Annotated in this window: 16 protein-coding genes; all 16 read right to left on the bottom strand. The window is 36.5% G+C overall.

Annotated elements, in window-relative coordinates; genetic code table 11:
* The 16 genes from icmH to ACH63V_RS11350 all read right to left on the bottom strand — a co-directional run bounded on the left by icmH (nucleotide 1) and on the right by ACH63V_RS11350 (nucleotide 20,132).
* Nucleotides 1–807 (bottom strand): type IVB secretion system protein IcmH/DotU, encoded by an 807-nt coding sequence (icmH, locus tag ACH63V_RS11425; protein ID WP_263613411.1) that lies wholly within the window; start codon nucleotides 805–807, stop codon nucleotides 1–3.
* Nucleotides 808–824: 17 nt separating this feature from the next.
* Entirely contained in the window at nucleotides 825–2,189 is a 1,365-nt protein-coding gene (tssK, locus tag ACH63V_RS11420; RefSeq protein ID WP_004702450.1) for a type VI secretion system baseplate subunit TssK, read from the bottom strand.
* Nucleotides 2,190–2,205: 16 nt separating this feature from the next.
* On the bottom strand, nucleotides 2,206–3,303 hold the full coding sequence (tssA, locus tag ACH63V_RS11415) for a type VI secretion system protein TssA (RefSeq protein WP_311087895.1): 1,098 nt from the start codon (nucleotides 3,301–3,303) through the stop codon (nucleotides 2,206–2,208).
* A gap of 21 nt (nucleotides 3,304–3,324) precedes the next feature.
* On the bottom strand, nucleotides 3,325–6,009 hold the full coding sequence (tssH, locus tag ACH63V_RS11410) for a type VI secretion system ATPase TssH (protein ID WP_396463550.1): 2,685 nt from the start codon (nucleotides 6,007–6,009) through the stop codon (nucleotides 3,325–3,327).
* A gap of 215 nt (nucleotides 6,010–6,224) precedes the next feature.
* Nucleotides 6,225–6,488 (bottom strand): PAAR domain-containing protein, encoded by a 264-nt coding sequence (locus ACH63V_RS11405; protein ID WP_002048345.1) that lies wholly within the window; start codon nucleotides 6,486–6,488, stop codon nucleotides 6,225–6,227.
* A 16-nt stretch (nucleotides 6,489–6,504) separates the two neighbouring features.
* Entirely contained in the window at nucleotides 6,505–7,272 is a 768-nt protein-coding gene (locus ACH63V_RS11400; RefSeq protein WP_396463549.1) for an OmpA family protein, read from the bottom strand.
* A gap of 2 nt (nucleotides 7,273–7,274) precedes the next feature.
* Entirely contained in the window at nucleotides 7,275–8,234 is a 960-nt protein-coding gene (gene tagF / locus ACH63V_RS11395) for a type VI secretion system-associated protein TagF (protein WP_396463548.1), read from the bottom strand.
* A gap of 37 nt (nucleotides 8,235–8,271) precedes the next feature.
* Nucleotides 8,272–12,111: a type VI secretion system membrane subunit TssM gene (tssM, locus tag ACH63V_RS11390; RefSeq protein WP_311071675.1), complete on the bottom strand. Its 3,840-nt coding sequence runs from the start codon at nucleotides 12,109–12,111 to the stop codon at nucleotides 8,272–8,274.
* A 30-nt stretch (nucleotides 12,112–12,141) separates the two neighbouring features.
* Entirely contained in the window at nucleotides 12,142–13,554 is a 1,413-nt protein-coding gene (locus ACH63V_RS11385; RefSeq protein WP_396463547.1) for a hypothetical protein, read from the bottom strand.
* The gene (gene tssG / locus ACH63V_RS11380) at nucleotides 13,551–14,549 is read right to left on the bottom strand and encodes a type VI secretion system baseplate subunit TssG (RefSeq protein ID WP_263613406.1); all 999 of its coding nucleotides are present in this window, start codon (nucleotides 14,547–14,549) and stop codon (nucleotides 13,551–13,553) included. The genes ACH63V_RS11385 and tssG overlap by 4 nt, the downstream gene beginning before the upstream one ends.
* The gene (gene tssF / locus ACH63V_RS11375; protein WP_396463546.1) at nucleotides 14,513–16,324 is read right to left on the bottom strand and encodes a type VI secretion system baseplate subunit TssF; all 1,812 of its coding nucleotides are present in this window, start codon (nucleotides 16,322–16,324) and stop codon (nucleotides 14,513–14,515) included. The genes tssG and tssF overlap by 37 nt, the downstream gene beginning before the upstream one ends.
* A gap of 15 nt (nucleotides 16,325–16,339) precedes the next feature.
* Entirely contained in the window at nucleotides 16,340–16,816 is a 477-nt protein-coding gene (gene tssE, locus ACH63V_RS11370; protein ID WP_002048404.1) for a type VI secretion system baseplate subunit TssE, read from the bottom strand.
* Nucleotides 16,817–16,895: 79 nt separating this feature from the next.
* The gene (locus tag ACH63V_RS11365) at nucleotides 16,896–17,399 is read right to left on the bottom strand and encodes a type VI secretion system tube protein Hcp (protein ID WP_000653195.1); all 504 of its coding nucleotides are present in this window, start codon (nucleotides 17,397–17,399) and stop codon (nucleotides 16,896–16,898) included.
* Nucleotides 17,400–17,448: 49 nt separating this feature from the next.
* Nucleotides 17,449–18,930: a type VI secretion system contractile sheath large subunit gene (gene tssC, locus ACH63V_RS11360; RefSeq protein ID WP_233930115.1), complete on the bottom strand. Its 1,482-nt coding sequence runs from the start codon at nucleotides 18,928–18,930 to the stop codon at nucleotides 17,449–17,451.
* The gene (gene tssB / locus ACH63V_RS11355; protein ID WP_001119042.1) at nucleotides 18,923–19,426 is read right to left on the bottom strand and encodes a type VI secretion system contractile sheath small subunit; all 504 of its coding nucleotides are present in this window, start codon (nucleotides 19,424–19,426) and stop codon (nucleotides 18,923–18,925) included. Before tssB ends, tssC begins: the two co-directional genes overlap by 8 nt.
* 16 nt (nucleotides 19,427–19,442) lie before the next feature.
* The gene (locus ACH63V_RS11350; RefSeq protein ID WP_311087901.1) at nucleotides 19,443–20,132 is read right to left on the bottom strand and encodes a hypothetical protein; all 690 of its coding nucleotides are present in this window, start codon (nucleotides 20,130–20,132) and stop codon (nucleotides 19,443–19,445) included.
* Nucleotides 20,133–20,320 lie beyond the last annotated feature (188 nt).

The following is a 20,320-nucleotide window of genomic DNA, read 5'->3' as shown; positions in this document are numbered from 1 at the left end:
TCACGGTAAATAAATTGTAATATGTGCCTGCTCTTGTGGGGCAGAAATCACATTTTGATAGGTAGATAATGCTTTATCATTTTGATTATTGAGCATAAATCTTAAACCCGCGAAGGTAAGCAATGCAAAAATCAACAAGAAAATCAAAATCCAGAAAAAAGGTAATTCGCGATGAATAATATTTCGTATCTGATCGGGAATTGCCGAGAACGGCGAAAAAGCAACTTTTTTACCTTTTAAATAATCAATTTCGTCGCCTACTCGTGCAACCAAATGATTTAAGCTTTCGATAGATTCAATTCGATATTTACCTTGAAAACCTAATAATAGGCAGTAATGAAATACTTCAAGAGCCGCTAAACGATCTTTTCCACGGCTTCTCAACTGTTCTAATATTTCAAAGAACTGATAACCCGCCAATTGAGAACCAAATAAGCTCAATTGCAAAGGACTAATTAACCAAGCATTTTGCAAATTAAAATAGCTTGGGTCTTGTTGGGTCACGATTGTTTCATCAAGCAGCGCACAAAATGCATATTTAGCATCATGAATATCATCTGCTGAAAACTGCAACTTTTTAGCCTGTTGCTCAAACCGATTAAGCAAATCTAAAATTTTTTCACGAAACCGCTGTGGGTCAGCTGGTACATACTGATTTCGAATCAAAAAGATTAAATAAAAACCATCGTGCAATAAATCGATCAGATTAATCGCCTGAAGTTTTGCTTGGGACTGACTATTATTGTTTCCTCCAGTCCCGATTTGCCCGTCATCAAATAAAGAAGGAGCACCTGTAGATTGTGACATTTTTCTCTCCTTTATCTTTAAGCGTTCATGACCGCAATCAGCTCAATACTGATATCTTGGAAGCCAGCTGGAACGTAAATACAAATCGTCTCCGAATCCAACATGCGCTGATAGAGTTCATGATGTGGCTCGATTTCGAAATAACTCACGCCAGAACGTACCGGAATAGCCGTTGGAACTTGAATTAAGTGGTGTAATGGAATGGCCGGCAATGCTGCAACAACACGCTGCTCAACATCCAGCGTACTACCGATTTTAAATCGTAGAGGTACAATCTGAATCAACTCGTGAGTCTGCATTGCACTACTTGATACGGCTATATAAAGTCTAGTGTCACGAGTAATCTTATCTGTCTCAAGACTTCCCACCCAATATGAAGGTCGAATTTCTTTAAGTGCAATACTGATGTAACGACTAGAAATAATGGTGTCTAATAAATCACGCAAAATGGTGTCGAGCTGAGTAAAGCTTTCTTGCAAATTATGATGTTTATATGCAGGTAACTGATCGACTTCATAAGCTGTCGAAAAAGTTAATAATGAGCCTGCTAAACGCAATAATTCAAAAAACAATCGTTCTGGATGAATTTGCGGATATTGTAAGAAATGGTTCAGACCAGCATGTGCAGTATTTAAAGCATTGACCAACCAAAACGAAACGATATCACCTGAACGGAATTCAATTAATTTCTGTTCATTTTCTCGGTTGTTGGTTTGAATGGTTTTAATTTTTGCCTTAATAACATTCAATGTTCTTTTTAAATTCGAAACCAATGTTTCAGATGCATCGACATGCAAAATAGGTGGAATAAATTTGCGATCAATTTCAAAAGCACCTGAACTCTGACGTTTGATTTTACCTATTGGCAAATAGAGGAAACCATCCAGATTATGATCAGGATTGCTGTTTGCATCTAATAATTTAAACACAGCTCGACGACGTAACAAGCTGATATCTGCTTCTGTCGCATTTGTGAAAAGATCGTGAGTCTCCACAAGATGCGATTGGTAACGTCCCTTCTGTGACTGGTTTTGATCGATTAAATTTTGTTTATTGGCTTGTAGTAGTGGTAATGCCAAATAAATGACCATCTCACCACGTAAATTAAGCTCATCAAGCAAAATTGGTTCAGGTAGTAAGTCATAAGCCGGTGCTTGGTATATTTCACCATCTTGCCAAATCATTTCTACCGACTCAAGCGCAAGAATATGTGTACTAAGCTGTGCTTCATCAAAACTAAGTTTTTGAACACCATATGAAAATGGCACAACAGCGCGGACGGTGTGATTTAAACGTTGTTCATGATAAGTATCTTGAATTTGGAAATGTTGAGGTCTTAAAAATAAACCTTCGCCCCACAGGACTTTTTCAGCTTTAAACATATGTCTTTACCAATCTTTATTCGTATTCATTTTTAGGCTGTACACCTAACATTTCCTGAACCATTTGTAATGGATTTTCATCTTTAATGACTTGTGCCAACCATTCATGTAATGGCATTTGACTCCATTTAATAGTCTTTTGAAGCATATAACTCACAGGACTATGTGGCTCATTGGCCTGAAAATAATCGGCTATTTCTTGTAGCACTTTCATTGCTTGCTCACGGTTAGCCAAGTGAGTTTGTGCTTGAGGCTGAAACATAGGCTGTTCTGATACGATTTGTTGTACAGGCACTTGATTTTCCATAGATGGAGTCGTGATCACAGCGGCCTGTTCTTGGGTTTGGGCAAGCCCAGTACCAAAAGCCTCTGCTTTATAAATCTTGCGTAAAGTGCTGTGAATTGTTTCAAATGCAGAATCAATTGCAGCAAAACTTGGTGCATCTAATCCCATTAAGTGATCAAGCGTCTGTTTTAAGACATTCCACTCAGTTAAAACTGAAGTAAATTCTTGATAATTTGAATATTGAAAGGTTTTAGACGTATTAAAGATCGCTTGATCAAATTGTTCCAATTCAGATGGGCCTGATTGGCTGTCGTACTCTTCAGTTTGCTTACGACGAATGTTCTCGTGATATAGAAAATTATCGTAATCAAGCAAATTGTAATAAGGCACTGCGCTAGTTAAAGAGACTTTCTTCAACAAACCAGGCAACTGATTAATTAAACCTTGTAATAAACCAATGCGTTGGTCCAAATCATCATCTTCAATAATCGGATGAATATCCTGCCAGTATTGGTTCAGCATGGTATGGGTTAACGTTAAACCCTTTACCATACCTTCAAAACCATTTAGATGAGTCCAGGCTTCTATTAACCATGTTAATAGACGGATATCTTTGGTTTTTTCTGTGAGCAAAGTACTTACACTCTTTGCAACAAAATCCCAATCTGCCTGTTTCCGCTCAGCAACCCAATCCCCCTGATCTAATAGTAGATCATCCTCTGTTCTCGCTTTCTTTATTTCGTGAAATTCATTAGAAAATGAATAATCCTCTCCACAAAGTAAGCTGTCATTAATGGGTTTAAGTAGTTCAGAAATATCAATACTCATCTAATTTTGGCTCTATTAATTTTAAACTTCTGATTTCAACTTTTTACTAGTCCGTTTTTTAGCAGGCTTTGCCACCGAATCTAATAAATATTGGATTTCATCATCTTTCGCATCAATCATGATCACTTTCGGCAATTTTTGATCTGCTAACGCCACTAAAATCTCAGTTGCCAAAGCAGGTAAAACTGTCGAATTTAAGATGTTATCGACATTACGGGCGCCACTATCCACTTCAGTACAACGGCTGAGTAGCAACTCGACCAAGTCATCTGAATATTGGACTTCTGTTCCATATTGTTTTTCAATTCGAGCGGTAATTTTGCCCAATTTATGTTTAATAATTCGAACCAATAAATCGTCATGCAACGGGAAATATGGCACAACTCTCATACGCCCTAAAAAGGCTGGTTTAAATTGTTTATATAAACTTGGTTTTAAATGTTCGATTAATTCTTCTGCTGTAGGCCACTCTTCAACAGGCTGATTTAAACACGCCTGCATAATTGCACTAGAACCTGCATTTGAAGTTAATAAAATTGTCGTGTTTTTAAAATCAATAACGCGACCTTCACCATCTTCTAAAGTACCTTTATCAAATACTTGGTAGAACAGCTCTTGTACATCACTATGTGCTTTTTCAATTTCGTCGAGTAGTACAACACTATAAGGATTACGGCGCACTGCTTCGGTTAACACACCGCCTTGACCATAGCCCACATATCCTGGAGGTGCACCTTTAAGTGAAGATACCGTATGCGCTTCTTGATATTCAGACATATTAATCGTGATTAAATGCTGTTCACCGCCATACAGCTCATTTGCTAAGGTGATTGCAGTTTCAGTTTTACCTACCCCGCTAGGTCCAACTAAAAGGAATACACCTTGAGGTTTATTCGGATCTTCTAATTTAGCTTTTGATGTTTTAATACCTTGAACCAATTGTGTAAGTGCATAATCTTGGCCCATTACACGCTCGCCCAATTTATCTTCAAGCGTTAAGATTTGCTTAATTTCATCATTTACCATTTTCCCAACAGGAATACCGGTCCAATCAGAAATAATTTCATTAATAATTTGAGAATTTACACGCTCAAAAACTAATGGCTGTTGGCCTTGAAGATCAGCAAGGTCTTTGCGCATTAAATTAATCTGATCATAGGCTTCAGACTCATTAGAATGACTCTGCGCTTCTAATTCCTGGATTTTACGAACTAGCTCTAATTCTTTTTGCCATTGTTCCTGAGTCTCTTGAATTTCATTTTGTAAAAACTCTAAATGATTTTTCAGGTTCTCTAATCGTTCATGATGTATTGGAATCTGACGATGTTCATTTTCCAAAATCTGTTGCTCAAGCTTTAAGTTATGTTCTTGTGCCTTCAATTGATCAAGTTTGACTGGCTGTGCATTTTGGGTCAAAGCTACGCGTGCTGCCGCAGTATCTAGAACACTCACTGCTTTATCCGGAAGTTGACGACCACTGATATAGCGATGAGAAGCATGTACAGCTGTGATAATTGCTTCATCATCAATTTGTAAATTAAAGTGCTTCTGCATTACTGGAATCATTGCACGCAGCATATCAACAGCAACTTCTTCGGTCGGCTCTTCAACCTTTACGACCTGAAAACGGCGGCTTAAGGCAGCATCTTTTTCAAAATACTGTTTATATTCAGCCCATGTTGTTGCAGCAATCGTTCGTAGCTCACCACGTGCAAGAGCAGGTTTTAAAAGGTTAGCAGCATCATTTTGTCCTGCTTGGCCACCTGCACCAATAAGTGTGTGTGCTTCATCAATAAATAAAATAATAGGATGAGCCGAAGCCTGAACTTCTTGAATCACTTGTTTTAAACGATTTTCAAACTCACCTTTAACACTTGCACCTGCTTGTAAAAGGCCCATATCTAAAACATGCAAATGTACATTTTTTAAAGCTTCAGGCACTAAACCTTGAGCAATTTTTAAAGCTAGCCCTTCAACTACAGCTGTTTTACCTACACCTGGTTCGCCAGTTAAGATCGGGTTGTTTTGACGTCTACGCATTAAAATATCGAGCATTAAACGAATTTCAAATTCGCGCCCAATAACAGGATCAATTCCACCATTCTTCGCTTTTTCAGTTAAATTAATCGTATATTGATCTAAAGCTGGTGTTTTTTGAGTTTTTACAGTTGGAGTAGCGACTTGTTCTAGCTCATCTTCTTCTTGTGAAGAGGTTTTAGTTTCTTCTTGTTGTTCTACGCTCTTTTCACAAATCTCAAGAAACTTATGTTTCATTGAATCTATAGGTAAAAGATCAAATAAACTCGAAGCTCTTGTTGCAATTTGATATAAATCTGGTGCAGTTAATAATGCAACCAATAAATGACCACTACGAATAACAGGGTTTTGTTCCGCTGAAGCCAGTAACCAAGCTTGCTCAAATAAACGCACAATTGATTTGGCAAAAATTGGAGTCCGTGTATTCCCTTTTGGTAATTGAGAGATTGTCTCTTTTAAATCATCTGCCAAAGCGTCAGCTGAGATTTTATATTTTTTTAATAAAATTTTTAAATCATTTTCTAAAGGCTGATTAAGTAGCTCTAAAAATAAATGTTCAATTTCAATTTCGTAGTTTTGCTGAAGAACACAAGCATTAGCTGATTTTTCTAAAGCAGTGCGCGCAACTGTAGAAAGTTTTGTAATTAAAATTTTTAAACTACTCATCATTACTCTCAATATTTTTAAATAATTTAATACTTAAAATCATAATGCCCGTATATTACCAAAATTTAGCTTTATCCGACAAATAACCTAGCATCATAATCATTAATATGATTTGTTCGATTTCTTATCTATATAAAAAATCTAATATCATTAAGAACATTTAATTAGTACATATATCTTTTCAAGTTAATAGTTTAAGTGAAAAGATATATCCTCTGCTATCCTTGATTAACCAAACTTTGTTTCGGTAATAATTTACAACCACAAGATAATGAATCATTTACTCTTGCTGCTGATTTTCCCATAACCTGCATATTTGGATCTCCAGAAACAATCGTAGAAACCGTTTTATGCGCCGGACAAGTTGCTTTATCACCTACACATGCAATTGCAATTCCATCTATTAAAAATGCACTATTACCAGAAATGACTTGCCCTCCACCTGTCGTTGGGCAACCAATCGTAATATAAGGGCTAGCCATATTCTTCTCCTTATGTTTATAAAACGGTGAACTCAATTCGACGGTTTTTCTTTCTTCCTTCTGGAGAGGTATTATCCGCTACAGGTTTAGTCGAACCTAATCCTTCTGCAGATAAATGATCAGCAGGAATGTTTTTACTCACCAAATAATTTTTAACTGCTAATGCACGGTCTTGACTGAGTTTTAAGTTTTTAGTCGCATCTCCAGAACTATCGGTATGTCCTACAATTTTGACTTTTTTACCGCCAACTTTATTTAAAGCAACCGCCATTTCATCTAGAATTTTTTGGCCAGCATCTGTGAGCACGGCACTACCAGATTCAAATTCAATAATTCGATTTTTTAAAGCATCATCAATGACTTTCTGCTCTGCCTGATTTACAGAAAGCTGTGAAAATAATTGATATGGTGGCTGTACTAAACCTTGAAATATCTGAATAGTTGGCTGTATTTCTGTAGGGTTTAGCATTTTGCCAGTCAGTTCAAATTGCGTGCCGTTAACACTTAACTTGCCCTGAGAAACTTTTTTAAGGTCTGGTGTAATCACTCTTGTTACAGAGTCACTCCAGCCATTTGGAGCTGCTACTGGTCGAACTTGTATCTTATCTACCACTTGGTCTGCACCATAAACAGACTGCATTTTCATTAAAATGGCCTGTTTACTCGCTTCATTTGGCACGACACCTTCAACAACAATTGGCTGTGCTAAAGCATAATTTGCAATCGCATAAATAAAACAGCCTTTTATTAATTGTGAAAGTTTAATTTGATATTTTTGATTCATTGTTATTCACCCAAAAAAGTCTGTCTAAATAGTTTTAAACCTTGATTTAAACTTAATTGGCGTTGACATAAAGATTGTTCTAACGTAGCTAAACCAGCATTTTGTTCCAAATAAGTATCAATCCATTGAGCTTCTATTAAAGAAACCCAATGTTTACTATCCATATTCTGAGTAAAAATATCGCTAAGAGCTAAAATATCCGCACCCTGAAAACCAAAGAATAATACTGGCTGCTCTCGGTGTAACAATCCAATCAAGACTTCAGTATTATGTTGTTTTAAAAAACGACAAATGATACTGACCCAGAATGCTGCTATTTCATAACAATAAGCAGGATTGTTAATCGGCAAAATCAGCACTTTATTTAAGCGACTGGTTCCATTTTGTAAAATTGGCTGCAGTAATAATCCCAGCCCAATCATACTTTGAGCTAATTCATAAATACTCAGCTTCATTAACTGAGCAAACGAATGCATTGTATGGTTTTCATAAAAACCGACACATTCACGTTCAGATAAAACTTGAATTTGATTTGGTAAATGATTGAGCTTACCAAATAATAAATCAGAATCTTTAATACCTCTTAAAGCACGATTATTTTGAAATAAATCGACTAAAACATGCTTATAACTATAAGGTGCATATAATAAATTTTCGTATGGTAAATCAATCTCAAGTAAATGACTGAGTACCATTGGAAAAGCTCGACCTGAACTGTCTTCGCTCGCCAATAAATTTGCAGCTAAAAACATATTCTCTTGTGGATTTGCAATAAAGAAGTCCAATGGAGGCAACGTACCATATGCCTCTTTGAACGTAGTCGATTGCATTGCATATTCCAGCGCTTCTGTAATCCACTGGTCAAGCATCTGTATTAAGGCATATTGACCCTTTGTTTTTAAGAAATCACCGCGTGCCGGACTTTTCCCATAATACAGAGGAGTTGTTTTTAATGTATGCATTAGACCTCCTCCTTTAATGTTGAGGTTATTTTCCCTGTCATGGCTTAACTCCCGCAGCAGGTTGAGTTGCAGCAGGTTGTGTTAGTGCAGCAACTGGATTGGCAGGTTTCGCAGGAGCAGCTGCCTGAGCTGGTGCTTGCTGCGCCGATACAACACGGGCAGCTTTATCAGCAGTAACTTTGTCAACCAATTGCATACCAGAGTAACCGCGACTTGAACCAATACTGCCTGAGTTACTACTAATAAGACGGAAGTTCATTTTCACAAACAATGATGGATCCGTCTTACTGCGCCAAAGCATTTCGAAACCGCCGTTCTGCTCTTTACGCTGTGCACTATCAATTAAGCGGTTAATACCATATTCACCTGGTTCATCAAAAATCGTATGCGTTTGACCTTGTAAATCTACAGCTGTAATACGCGCACCAGGAATACTGCCTTGATTTGGCCAAATAAAGTTAACCCATTGCTGTACACCATTTTCATAAGTCATACGCTGACCATCAATATCAACGGTATATGAAAGCAACTGCGGGTTTTGAATTGGGTAGAACTGGAAGTTAGACTGATTCGTTGCCGGAGCCGCTGGTGCCTGACTATTTAATTCCCCAGTTGCCATACCATTTGTAGGTGCAACATAGCGCTGGAAATTCATCACAAATTGCGGGTTTAAACTAATACCCAAATCTTTCCATGTTTTTGAAGTTAAGGTATAGCCGCGACGAATAACAAATGGGTCTAAGCTCTCTTTAACAAAACGGGAAATGCTACCGTTTTCACCAAGAATTTGACCAATTTCACTACTTGTTGCTTGTAAAGAAGCGGATGAGTTAAATGGATATTTCTTAGCAAGATTTGTAGTAAATGGCTGGTACGCTTGCATAACCCAAAGTTTATTAATTTCATCTTGGGTAGGCGTAATTAAACTTTCAAAGGCTTGTGTAAGAGGACTCACCACTAATTTTTGTAAAAGTTGCTGATCAATTTCACTGAAACCAACCGCCATTTTTTCATCTACAATTTTTTGAGTCTGATTAAATACCGATGTCTGCTCATTTAGGGTTTGCTTAACCAATGTCATTGCACTTGGTCCAACCTCACCCGCATTTTTAAGTTCATTAAACTTACTACGTACCAAAGCAAGATTCGTCATATATTCATCAAGTAAAGATTTACCTTGTTGATCATCACGCTTACGAACCAACTGATAGAACATTTGATATTCTTGAGAAATAGCACCTTGAGCATTAGTAGCTGCTTGATTTGCTAATTGTTTATCATCACGGTTTAAGACTTTACGTTTAAACCAAGCAACAAATCCTTTTTGAGGAGCAGCTAACTCCGCTTGAACAACTGGATTGTCCCAATTTGTTTCAATAGCTACACGTTCAATAAGAGTACGAATTGGTGAATTTTGTGGCTCACCTAATACATCAATATTTTTAACTTGCTGAGCAAACTGAGTTGCTTTTGCATAGTGAATACCACTTAAGAATTTTCTCCACTCTGCAATATATTCTTGTTTATACAATGCAGTAAGCTGCTTTCTAATTTGCTCTGGACTACCCGAGAAAGTTAAGTCATCAGATTGACGGCTATTAAGCACCCAGTCTTTACTATCTGTAGGCTTATCGGCTGCTTCCTCAATGGCTTTTTCTACATAGTCATTCCAAGCTTTTTGAGTAAATACACCTGGTAATGCATAGCTGCCCAATACAACATTTTTATTTGCCTCACCAACAATTTGACTTACTGTCAAAGCTGGGAAGCGAACAGCAGCACGCATTTTAATTTCGTTATAAACACGGTCACGTGCTGGCATACCTCTAATCACAGAGAGCAATACTTGACGTGTCTGATCAACTAATTGAGAGTCAGCATCCAAAATTGGGAACTGCTTGTCATTTGCTAATGTCATTGCATACGACAAAATCTGTTCAGCTTCCTGAATCATATCTGCACGTGGCATTTGCCCTTTATTGGCATCCAGCCAAGAACGCCAGAAACGCGTTACCTGATCGCTTAAGTGACTTGCATCCATATATTGTGGATTACTCATCATCAAATATGCTTTTAACGCATTATAAGCATCTTGTGGATTGGTATCTGACGGCTCTAAATATTGCTGAGTTTGAGCAGTTTGCTTAATCTCAACGTTGGTATGATTTGCTTTTAAAGTCGCTTCGTTATTTTTTACACGTTGCAAATACTGAGCAATATTTTGCTGAGTAGGTGTTAAAACAATTTGTTTAACGCCTTTTAAATATTCAGCTTTTAATTTTTCACGTAACTCATTGCCTTGATATAAACCAAAACTAAATTTTAGAGGTCTATTTTCATCAAACTCGTCTAATTGCTGTAGACGTCTTTGTAAAATCAGTAGGGCTTCCAATTGAGTTGATAATTGTTGGCTTGAACCCTTCTCTAACTGAACAACTTTATTTAAATCAGCTTGAACTTCAGAAATAAGCTGTTGGTTATTGCGATACGACCAAACCCATACACCCAGAATAATTGAAACACCCGCTAAAGCACCGATAAATGCAATGTAGCGTTGACGTTTTCTGCTTGTATTAACATGCTGTTTAACTAAATCTTTATCTTTTAAAATGACTTCTGAAAATAAGCCTTTTAAGAAATAACCATGGTTAGGCGTTGTTTTTAATTGATCTCTTACTTCATTTTGTGCAATTTGAGAAAGCTGAAATTCTTGTGCAATTTGCTCAGTCATTGGACTTTCTATTACACCTTCTTGCAAGGCACTTGTGAAATAGAAACCACGGAAAACTGGCTGAAACTGGTAAGGATTGTCTTCAAACAATGTAGCAATAAAACTTTTGAGTGCAGGTTTTAATGTTTTAAATTCTAATGGGAAAGTCATCACACTCGGTGAGATATTTTGAGAATGTCGACGACTAAGGTGAGTCGAACTTACCCCTTTTAAACCATCATAAAGAATAGTGTAATGTTTCTCAAAAAGATCTACCGCATTATGAGAAGAGTTTTGCTCATATGGCAGTGTTGCACCCCATGCCTGATTATATTCTTGTACTTCATAGAATTCGAAAAACTCGGTAAAACCCGCAATCAAATCCATTTTTGAAAAGACTAAATAAACAGGCACTACAACTTCTAAACGCTCAGTTAAATCTTGAATACGAGCACGTAAATTTTTAGCGAGCTTCAATGAATGTTCAGGACTTTGGCTCACCAGTTCAGCAATACTTACAATAAGAATTAAGCCATTTACTGGAGCTTTAGAACGGTTTTTCTTTAATATATTTAAAAAACCTAACCACTCTGAATGATCTTCGCTATATACCGAATAACGACCAGCCGTATCTAATAAAATACCCTCTGTAGAAAAGAACCAGTCACAATTACGGGTACCACTTAAGCCAGCCGAAACCATTTTTTGATGGGTTTCTTCAAAAGGGAACTTTAAACCAGAATTATAGATCGCAGAACTTTTACCAGCGGCTGGGTTACCAATAACCATATACCACGGCAATTCATATAGTGCTGCATTACCCTTCTTATCGCCTAACTTTGACTTACGAATCAATTGAATAGATTCTTTCATTTGTTGGCTGATAAGTTGCAGTTCTTCTTTATCTTTATTTTTGCCGTACTCTGCTTGAGTATCTTTTTCAATCGCTTCAGCAAGCTCTTCACCTTGAACCGCATGCTTCTTGCGCTGAATTAGCCAATAAATTCCATAAACAATGAGCCCTAAAGCATATGCAGATGCTAAAGCCCAAAATATATGGCGAGGAATTGAAGTATAGGAAGACATCAATGCCACGAACAATGACAAGGCGATAATTGCTTTAGGATTCGTGATGTACTGCCACAAGTAGCCTAAAATTGTATGCATTCTATTCTCGTTCTAAGTTCAAAGTTTAAATTAGCTATTCAACACCATCGCATCATCTTCTGAATTTTCAGTGACACTCTGCACAAAGGAATGTGCTGACACCGTATTTTCTCCAAAGACAAAAGGAACGATATGTTCAGGAAAATGCATACTGAGCATAAAGCCATAAATATCAACTAAATGCTGGGTATGCCCCAATGAAGATTTCACATAAATAAAGTGATGTGGTTCAACAGAAGTTTGTGTAAATTGCTGCTGCAAATGCTTCGCTGCTTTTATATCTGTCTGGTCTGAAAGAATAAGTACATATGGCTCTTCCCCTGCGTACTGCGGTAATTCATTTAAGTTCAGCGTATTAAGAACTTTTGCTGTTTTTTCTTGACCAATCACAATTTTTAAATTTTTAGCGGGTTCAAGTTCTTCAATTTTTAAAGAGGGATCTGCAATAAGGCAGCTTGCCGCGAACTCCGCCGGAATATAGTCCTTAACCATCCAAGACTTTTCATCAATCAGGTCTTGATCTATTTCTGAATCAACAGCAAGCACGAGAAAAACTTCATGCTCTTTCTTTTGAATACGTTTTAATAAATGAATAAATTCTTGATAAGCCACACGCTCTCCCAAAAAGTGATATTCGATATGAACTTTTTGGGAAATAATGCCAATTTCAGTAAAGAATTCTAAAATCAAATCATTACTTTGCTCATCATTCCATATATGCAATAAATCCTCTGGAAGAAGAATGTGTAAATTCAGTCGATTTAAACGATGAACTTCAACTACAGGTGTTTCTGTATCTTCATATTCAGAATTTGGATCAACCCATGCAGGATGCATGTGATATTCACGGATCTGATGAGATTCATAAAATAAAATTGAACGCTTTAAATGTTCAGCCAAGTGATACAAATTCTCTATGTTTTGTTCTAATTGCTGTCTTATTAAAGACATAATACGAACTTGTCTTGGTGAAGCTGCGTATTGAAAATCCTCTTCACTCGACTCAGCTAAATCTTTAATTCGATAAGATAAAAGAGGTAATCCATAAGAATTTAACAACTCATCATCAAGTTCGGGGCTTTTAAAATCTTGTATTTCTTCAATAATCGTTTCATTCTCACCTAACGCATGTATAGCGAAAGCAGAGTAAATATGAAAATCTAGCTGTTCTAAAGGCTGATCAGTTGTAGTCTGTTGTTTTTGACTATCATCATCTTGACTTTGATTTGCAGCTTTCTCTTTCTTTTCTTTATAGCTTTTATAAGCGCTATAAATCAGCCAAGGCGATAAAATCGCCAGTGTAATGATTGCCGGTAACAAAAGAAAATAAAGGAAAAAATCTCCTTTATCAGGGTTATATTGAACATCACGCCAGTAGAAAATAATCAATCCACTAACAATTGTAAAAATAGCGATGAATGAGAGTAATATTTTTTTAATCATATTTGCTCTCCAATAAGACTATAACATGTTTCATGGCTATGTGTACTAGGCTTGCGAGACATTAAAAAAGCACCTTGCCCTAAGCCACTTTCTTGGCTTTGAGTTAGGCGAACAGGTTGTATTTCCGACTCATCCAGTATCAATCTTAAATCGATTGATAGAGTCGGACTGCACCATGTTTCTACGATTTTTTTGAGCTTTAAACTAAGCTCTTGATGAGGTAAAAACTTTAAATATTGCTGACGCTTAAGCGGGCCAATCTGAATCTCAATTTTTCCATCAATTTGTTGAATCGTTTCTCCACAAAACGTATTTATACCAAGTAAGCTAGGCTGGCTTCCGCCCAAAGTTGTTAACTGATCACTTGCCAACTTAAATGATTCTTGTATGAACTCTTTAATTGTAATGTCATGCTTAAATATACAACTCAACATTGTTTTCAAAGCATGAACGGTATTATTCTGCCCCTGCATTAAGCCTGAAAATTCGGCAAAATATTCATCTAAATCTTGTTGTTGATGTTGTGATCGAACATAACCATTTAAAGCATGCAGAATATCCAGATAATCATTTTTATTTTCTATTTCATATCGCACAGGCAAGTGATAAGTAATACTTGACTCGACATACTGACTCGTTAACTTGTGATTAAATAAACTCAGAAACTCTTTAGTTTCAGCTCGTTGCTGCCGTGGAGCCTGCTTAATTTTATTTGTATAGGTATAAGGTAACGCACCTTGTATACCGGTAAGACCAACGATCAAGTTTGTTAAATGAACACGCTCATCTACTAATTCTAAACTTTCAATTTCAGTAGCCGGAAAGTTTAAGTTAAATGAGGTCTCAAACTTAAAATGATCAGTCCACGACGAAAAAGCATCATTAGCTGGGCTATGACGCAATAACCGTGTTGCTTGAATAAATTCAAAAGATTTAGGGCGTTGAAATAACTCAGCCGTTATAGAAGAGTCTTGCCACCAACGTTCTGACTGCATTGGTATAACTCCTGCTGAGATGAATAATCCTTAACCACCAAATCAACAAAACTATTAATTTGAACCTTTAAATTAAAAACACGACTTAATAGTTGACTAAAAATATATAAGCTATGCCCTCTAAACACTGATGAATCAATTTGTAATTCAGCTTTTACCCCTCTCACAAACATTGGAAATGGTTTGCCATCTACAAGTTTATGAGTAAGTGAAAATTCTAATTTTTTAATTGATTCAATAATTAAATAATTTTCTTTTGACTGCGGTAAGTTATACAAAGCCAGCAGCTCTTTAACATGAGAAACAGCATCCCCTTTCATAAGCGCCAAGCTATTTAATGAAAGATGCGAAATCACACGCCATTGCTCACTTTGGCCTTGTTCAAACTTATAAGGCTTTGTTGGCCGCTTTAAAACAATGGCACGTCTAGCCAAGCTACTGTCATTTAAATTTAATACGTTATTAGACTGACCCAGCGCTTCATGAGGCAAGTCACGGTTTGAACATAATAATTTGGTGCTAATAAAATCTGAACGTGTTGAAAATGGATTTAGATTTTTAGAAATAATGGAATAGCCCATTTCAACAAAATTAGACTGTAACTTTTGATAATTCACTGAGTAAAAAAAGCGAGCTGTATCATTATGATAATGGCTCATCGCAAAAAACGGTAAAACAGGAACATAGCTTTCTTCCTGATTTGTTTTTTCACGCACCATATTCATCTCAAGTATTGAATATACTTGATAAAATTCAGGATGATGAGCATCTGTAACCAATGGATATTCGAGTTGCTTATGTACTATTTTTTGAGGTTCCGCATATTTTTCAAATAAGTTGATTACTGGGGTAGTAAACAATTTAAAGTTTGCAATATTTAGCTCAGAATAGTTTCTAACAACGGCTTGATCATTTAAATTTAATTTAAAATGAATTAAAAGCTCAAATTCGGATACTTGCTGAGGTACAGCCTTTAAGAAATCTAAATCAAGTTTAAGATAGCTAAACTTTTCTGGGAAACAAAAATATTCCATCAACAAACGATAAGCATGATGCGTATGTTGATCGAGAGGTAATAAACTTTCTTGTTCAGAAAAACCTATTAATTCGAATGGATTCTTACCCAACTCTACAATCGTTTGACCATGTTTAACCGCAAAACTGGTCCCTTTTTTGAAAATACTATCAAGTACTTGTAAAGGAAAATTAGAGATAGCATCTAAATAAATAGGAAGCTTCTCATGCATTAAGCATGCATGCGCACTATTAAAAATTTCAAATTTAAGGCTCAACGTCGCATTTTGGTTTAGGTGCATATGTGCACTAGGAGTCGTTTTAAAATCTAAACCACTTAAATGAATAGGTAGTAATTTAACATCTTGAGTTGTATTAAACTCACACTGTACCCCTTTGAAACTACGAGATTTCAAAACTGTATGATCAGGTACAAGATGAGGTTCTGTAAGCTGTTTAATTTTATTAATATCTTCAAAGCTAACAACTGAACAAGCAGGAAAATGACGCAAGTATTGAGGAAACATCACCTCAAATAAAGAACGAGTAAAAACATCATAACTGTCTGTAAGTTTTTTATCGATTCGAGCGGCAATCAGCGAAAAAGCCTGAATCAGACGTTCAATATGCGGGTCATCAATTTGCTCTTGATTTAAAGATAAGCGCTGAGCAATTTTTGGATATTTTTGGGCAAATTCTCGAGATTGCTGACCAAATTCTTGTAATTGTTTTTCATAAAACGGTAAAAGCTCTTCTATCACAACACACCCATACGCTTAAGTTCTCGCTGAAATTACATACTGCTGCGTTGTTGGTTTTAACAATGCATCAAATACAACAGGTTCATATAGAGGGTGAATATTTAGATAAGCCTGAATACTTAAACATAATGCGCCCATATTATGTCCATCTAACAACATCTCTACCCGTATTTGTCTTAACCGAGGTTCATGAGCTGCTATTGATTGCTCAATTGATTGACAGATTTTATCCCGATCCAGAGGATTGGCTGTAGAAAGCCCCACAAAATCAATAATCCCGAACTGAAGTATCGATTTTTTTACAAGCGGATAGTCATCAACAACATGATCTAACTTCGCTACCCGACTATTGAGCAAGTCTTCTAAATCCTTTGCTACAGATTCTCTTAATTGCTGAATAGAGAGACCTTTTGCATAATCTTCACTTTCTGGAATTAAGCGATCAAATAAAGTTGAACGAAATCCGTATGGATAAAGCCGATCTAAGTTCATTCGGGTTCACAACAAAGCATATTTAGAGACAGCAGAGGCTAACTTTATGTCAGCCTCCACCAAATATTCACTTAAATAATTAAGCTGCGTAAGAAGCTGTATTATTAGAAAGTGACCATTTCTTAGTAACAGCACCTTTAGCAGTACCGTTAATATCTTGTTGGTTATAAGTCCACTCAACAGCAGCATATTTCAAGCCAAATGCTTCTGTAGGAACGCCTTCTTCGTTAACAGTTGGAGTCACGCTAGAAACTAGAACGTGCTTCAATTTGATTTGTAAGTACTTGATACGTTTATCGCCATTTGCGCGATAAAAGTCGATTTGTACTTCATCAAATGTATAACCAGCTGAACATGCTTCCCATAGTTTCGGGCTAGTAGCATCTAAGTCTTTCACGAAAACCATGTCAGAATGTTCAACACGTTCAGCAGTGTGGCCACCTACGCTACTTGAAGTAGCAGATTTAGGTTGACGAATGTTATGAGACCAAGAGTTAACTTCTAACCAACCTTTGTGCTCAGAATCACGAGATTCTCCATCAACTTTATATTTACCGCGAAACTCAACGTATATATCTTTCATTTAGAACTTTCCTATTTTTAATTTAAAGTTATTCTTTAGCTGACCTTGATTAATTTGAGGACTGAGGTAACTCAGTGACAAGTCGTAAAGAAACCGACAACTCATCCAGCTGGAAATGTGGTCGCAAGAAAACCACAGATTTGTAGTGACCTGGTTGAGCAGGATCTTCTACAACTTTTACAGACGCTTCACGTAATGGGTATTGAGCTTTTGCTTCTTGAGAAGCACCGTCATCAAGTAATACATACTGTGACAACCACTCGTTTAAAAATGCTTCAACATTACCAGCAGAAGCAAAACTACCCACTTTATCTCGCATCATTGCTTTTAAGTAATGTGCAATACGTGAAACAGCCATGATGTACTGAATTTGACTTGATAAAGCCGAGTTTGCATTGGCAGTATCGTTGTCATATTTTTTAGGTTTTTGAGTTGATTGCGCGCCAAAGAAAGCTGCGTAATCTGTATTTTTACAATGTACTAACGGAATAAAGCCTAGATCGCTTAGCTCTTTCTCACGACGATCTGTGATTGCGATTTCAGTTGGACACTTAAATACGACTTCACCATCTTGTGTTTTAAATGTATGGACTGGCAAACCTTCGACCAAACCACCACCTTCAACACCACGAATAGCGGCACACCAACCATGCATATCAAATGCATTTGTTAAACGAGTACCAAAAGCATAAGCTGCGTTCATCCACAAATATTCATTGTGGTTTTCACCAGAAACATCTTCAATAAAATTAAAGCCTTCTGTCGCAGTACCTTCTTTTGGATGATATGGGAGACGACCTAAAACATGCGGCAACGTCAATGCAACATAACGTGAATCTTCACTATCACGGAATGAACGCCATTGTACATATTCAGCCGTTTCAAAGATTTTTGAAACATCTCTAGGACGATCAATATCTGTAAATGACTCAAGGCCTAAAATGCTTGGGCTAGCTGCTGAAACAAATGGCGCATGCGCTGCTGCTGCAACATGAGAAATTTGTTCAAGCAAATACATGTCAGATGGTGTACGGTCAAACTCAAAATCACCAATTAATGCTGAGTATGGTGCGCCACCAAAAGAACCGTACTCTTCTTCATAAATTTTCTTAAATAAAGTGCTTTGATCGAAGTCTGTAGCACCCTGAAAATCTTTTACCAACTCTTTCTTTGTCGTATTTAACATACGAATTTTAATGAGCGGATTTGAAGGTGTTTCTTGGCAGAAGTAATAAAGGCCACGCCACGTTGATTCAATTTTTTGAAATTGCTCATTGTGCATAATCTGGCTTAACTGGCTTGAAATTAGCGCATCAATTTCTGCAATACGCTTATCAATTGATAAAGTCATATTTTCAGAAACAGTAATGGTTCCAGCCATTACTTCTTTAGCAAGCTCACCAATTAAACTTTTAGCACGGGAATGTTCTTCGTCATTTCGTGCAATACGACTTTGCTCAACAATTGAATCTAAAAGATTAACTTCTTCATTTTCAACAAGTGGCATCGCTGCTGATTGAGTATTATTCATGGTCAGCCTCCGCACTTAATTTACGGATCTGATCAGTATTTTTAAGAACTTCATCAAGCAAATCTTCTAAACGTTCACTGTTAGAAATTTTGTTTCTTAAATCAGTTAAACGTTCACGTGCTTCAACGAGTTTCTTTAATGGATCAACTTGTTGAACGACATTTTCTGGACGGAAATCTTCCATTGACTTAAATGTTAAATCAACAGCCATCTTCCCACCCTCTTCAGTTAGCGTATTATCTACCTGAAAAGCAGCTCTTGGAGACAACGACTCCATTACTTCATCGATATTATCTAAATCTACATTAATAAATTTTTTATCTTTTAACTTTGTACGTTCAAGCTCAGATGCTGCAGAAAAGTCACCCATTACACCAACAACAAACGGGAGTTCTTTTGCTTCTTTTGCATCACCAATTTCAACATCGTAAGTAAGCTGAACACGAGGAGGTCGAATTCGTTGAAGCTTCTTTTGTACGCTTTCTCTTTTAGCCATAAGGTTCTATCCCAGATTATTTAGTTAAAGGGTCAAAAGGCGAACTTTTTGATTTACTAACACTCGCAACAGGCGCTGCTTTTGGTTTAACCGCAGGTGTTTTTACTGGAGTTACTGTATGTTTAGTTGTCGTTCGAGGAGTAGAGACTCGATTACGTACTACATTTTGTTTTCTATAACTTCTTTTTTCATTGTCAGCCGAACCACCTTCCGAGCTCGCTTTGAAATTCGATGGATCAGGTGCAGGCATTGCTGTATGAATATTTTCAATTAATTGCTTTGCAGGAGGATATGTTACGTCATTCGTTAAATATCGCATTTCCTGACCACGCATTTGTTGCAAAGAGCTATTTGCAATGCTTACGCCAGATAAAAACAATACATCTGTTAATAATGAACCACGAACGTTTTGGCTCTGTAATTGACTAGCTAAATTTAATGCTTTAACTGGTTGGTTAGTCTGATAAAACCGCATCGCTGCTTTAGCTAATAAATCATTCTTTTGAGTAGAATTATCTGTATCGCATACTTGTTTAAAAAGACTTAATAACTCAGGATCAGTTTGACCTTCAATTATAGGGTTTTTCTTAATACAGCTTTTCTTTAGTTTTATAGGTTCTAATTCTGCAGCTTGTGCACAAGATAAACCAACACAGTTACCAATTAAAAAAAGTATCAAAACACTTTGCTTTAACACAACTTTCATTCCTCTATCTTCTTATTTAATCAAGGTTTTACTGAAAAATTAACATTTTATAAATATCAAAAAATCAGGCTTAAACCTTATATTCAAAAAATTTGAACGCAGTTTATCATATAATTAAACATATTTTATATAAAATTCATATCAAACTAAACTAAAAGTAAATAGTTTAGATGCTTATAAAATATAGC

Source organism: Acinetobacter sp. ABJ-A23_2 (genome assembly GCF_044538765.1).
Lineage (GTDB): Bacteria > Pseudomonadota > Gammaproteobacteria > Pseudomonadales > Moraxellaceae > Acinetobacter > Acinetobacter nosocomialis_A.
Note: the sequence above shows the minus strand (reverse complement) of the source record. Positions and strands in the feature narration are given on the sequence as shown.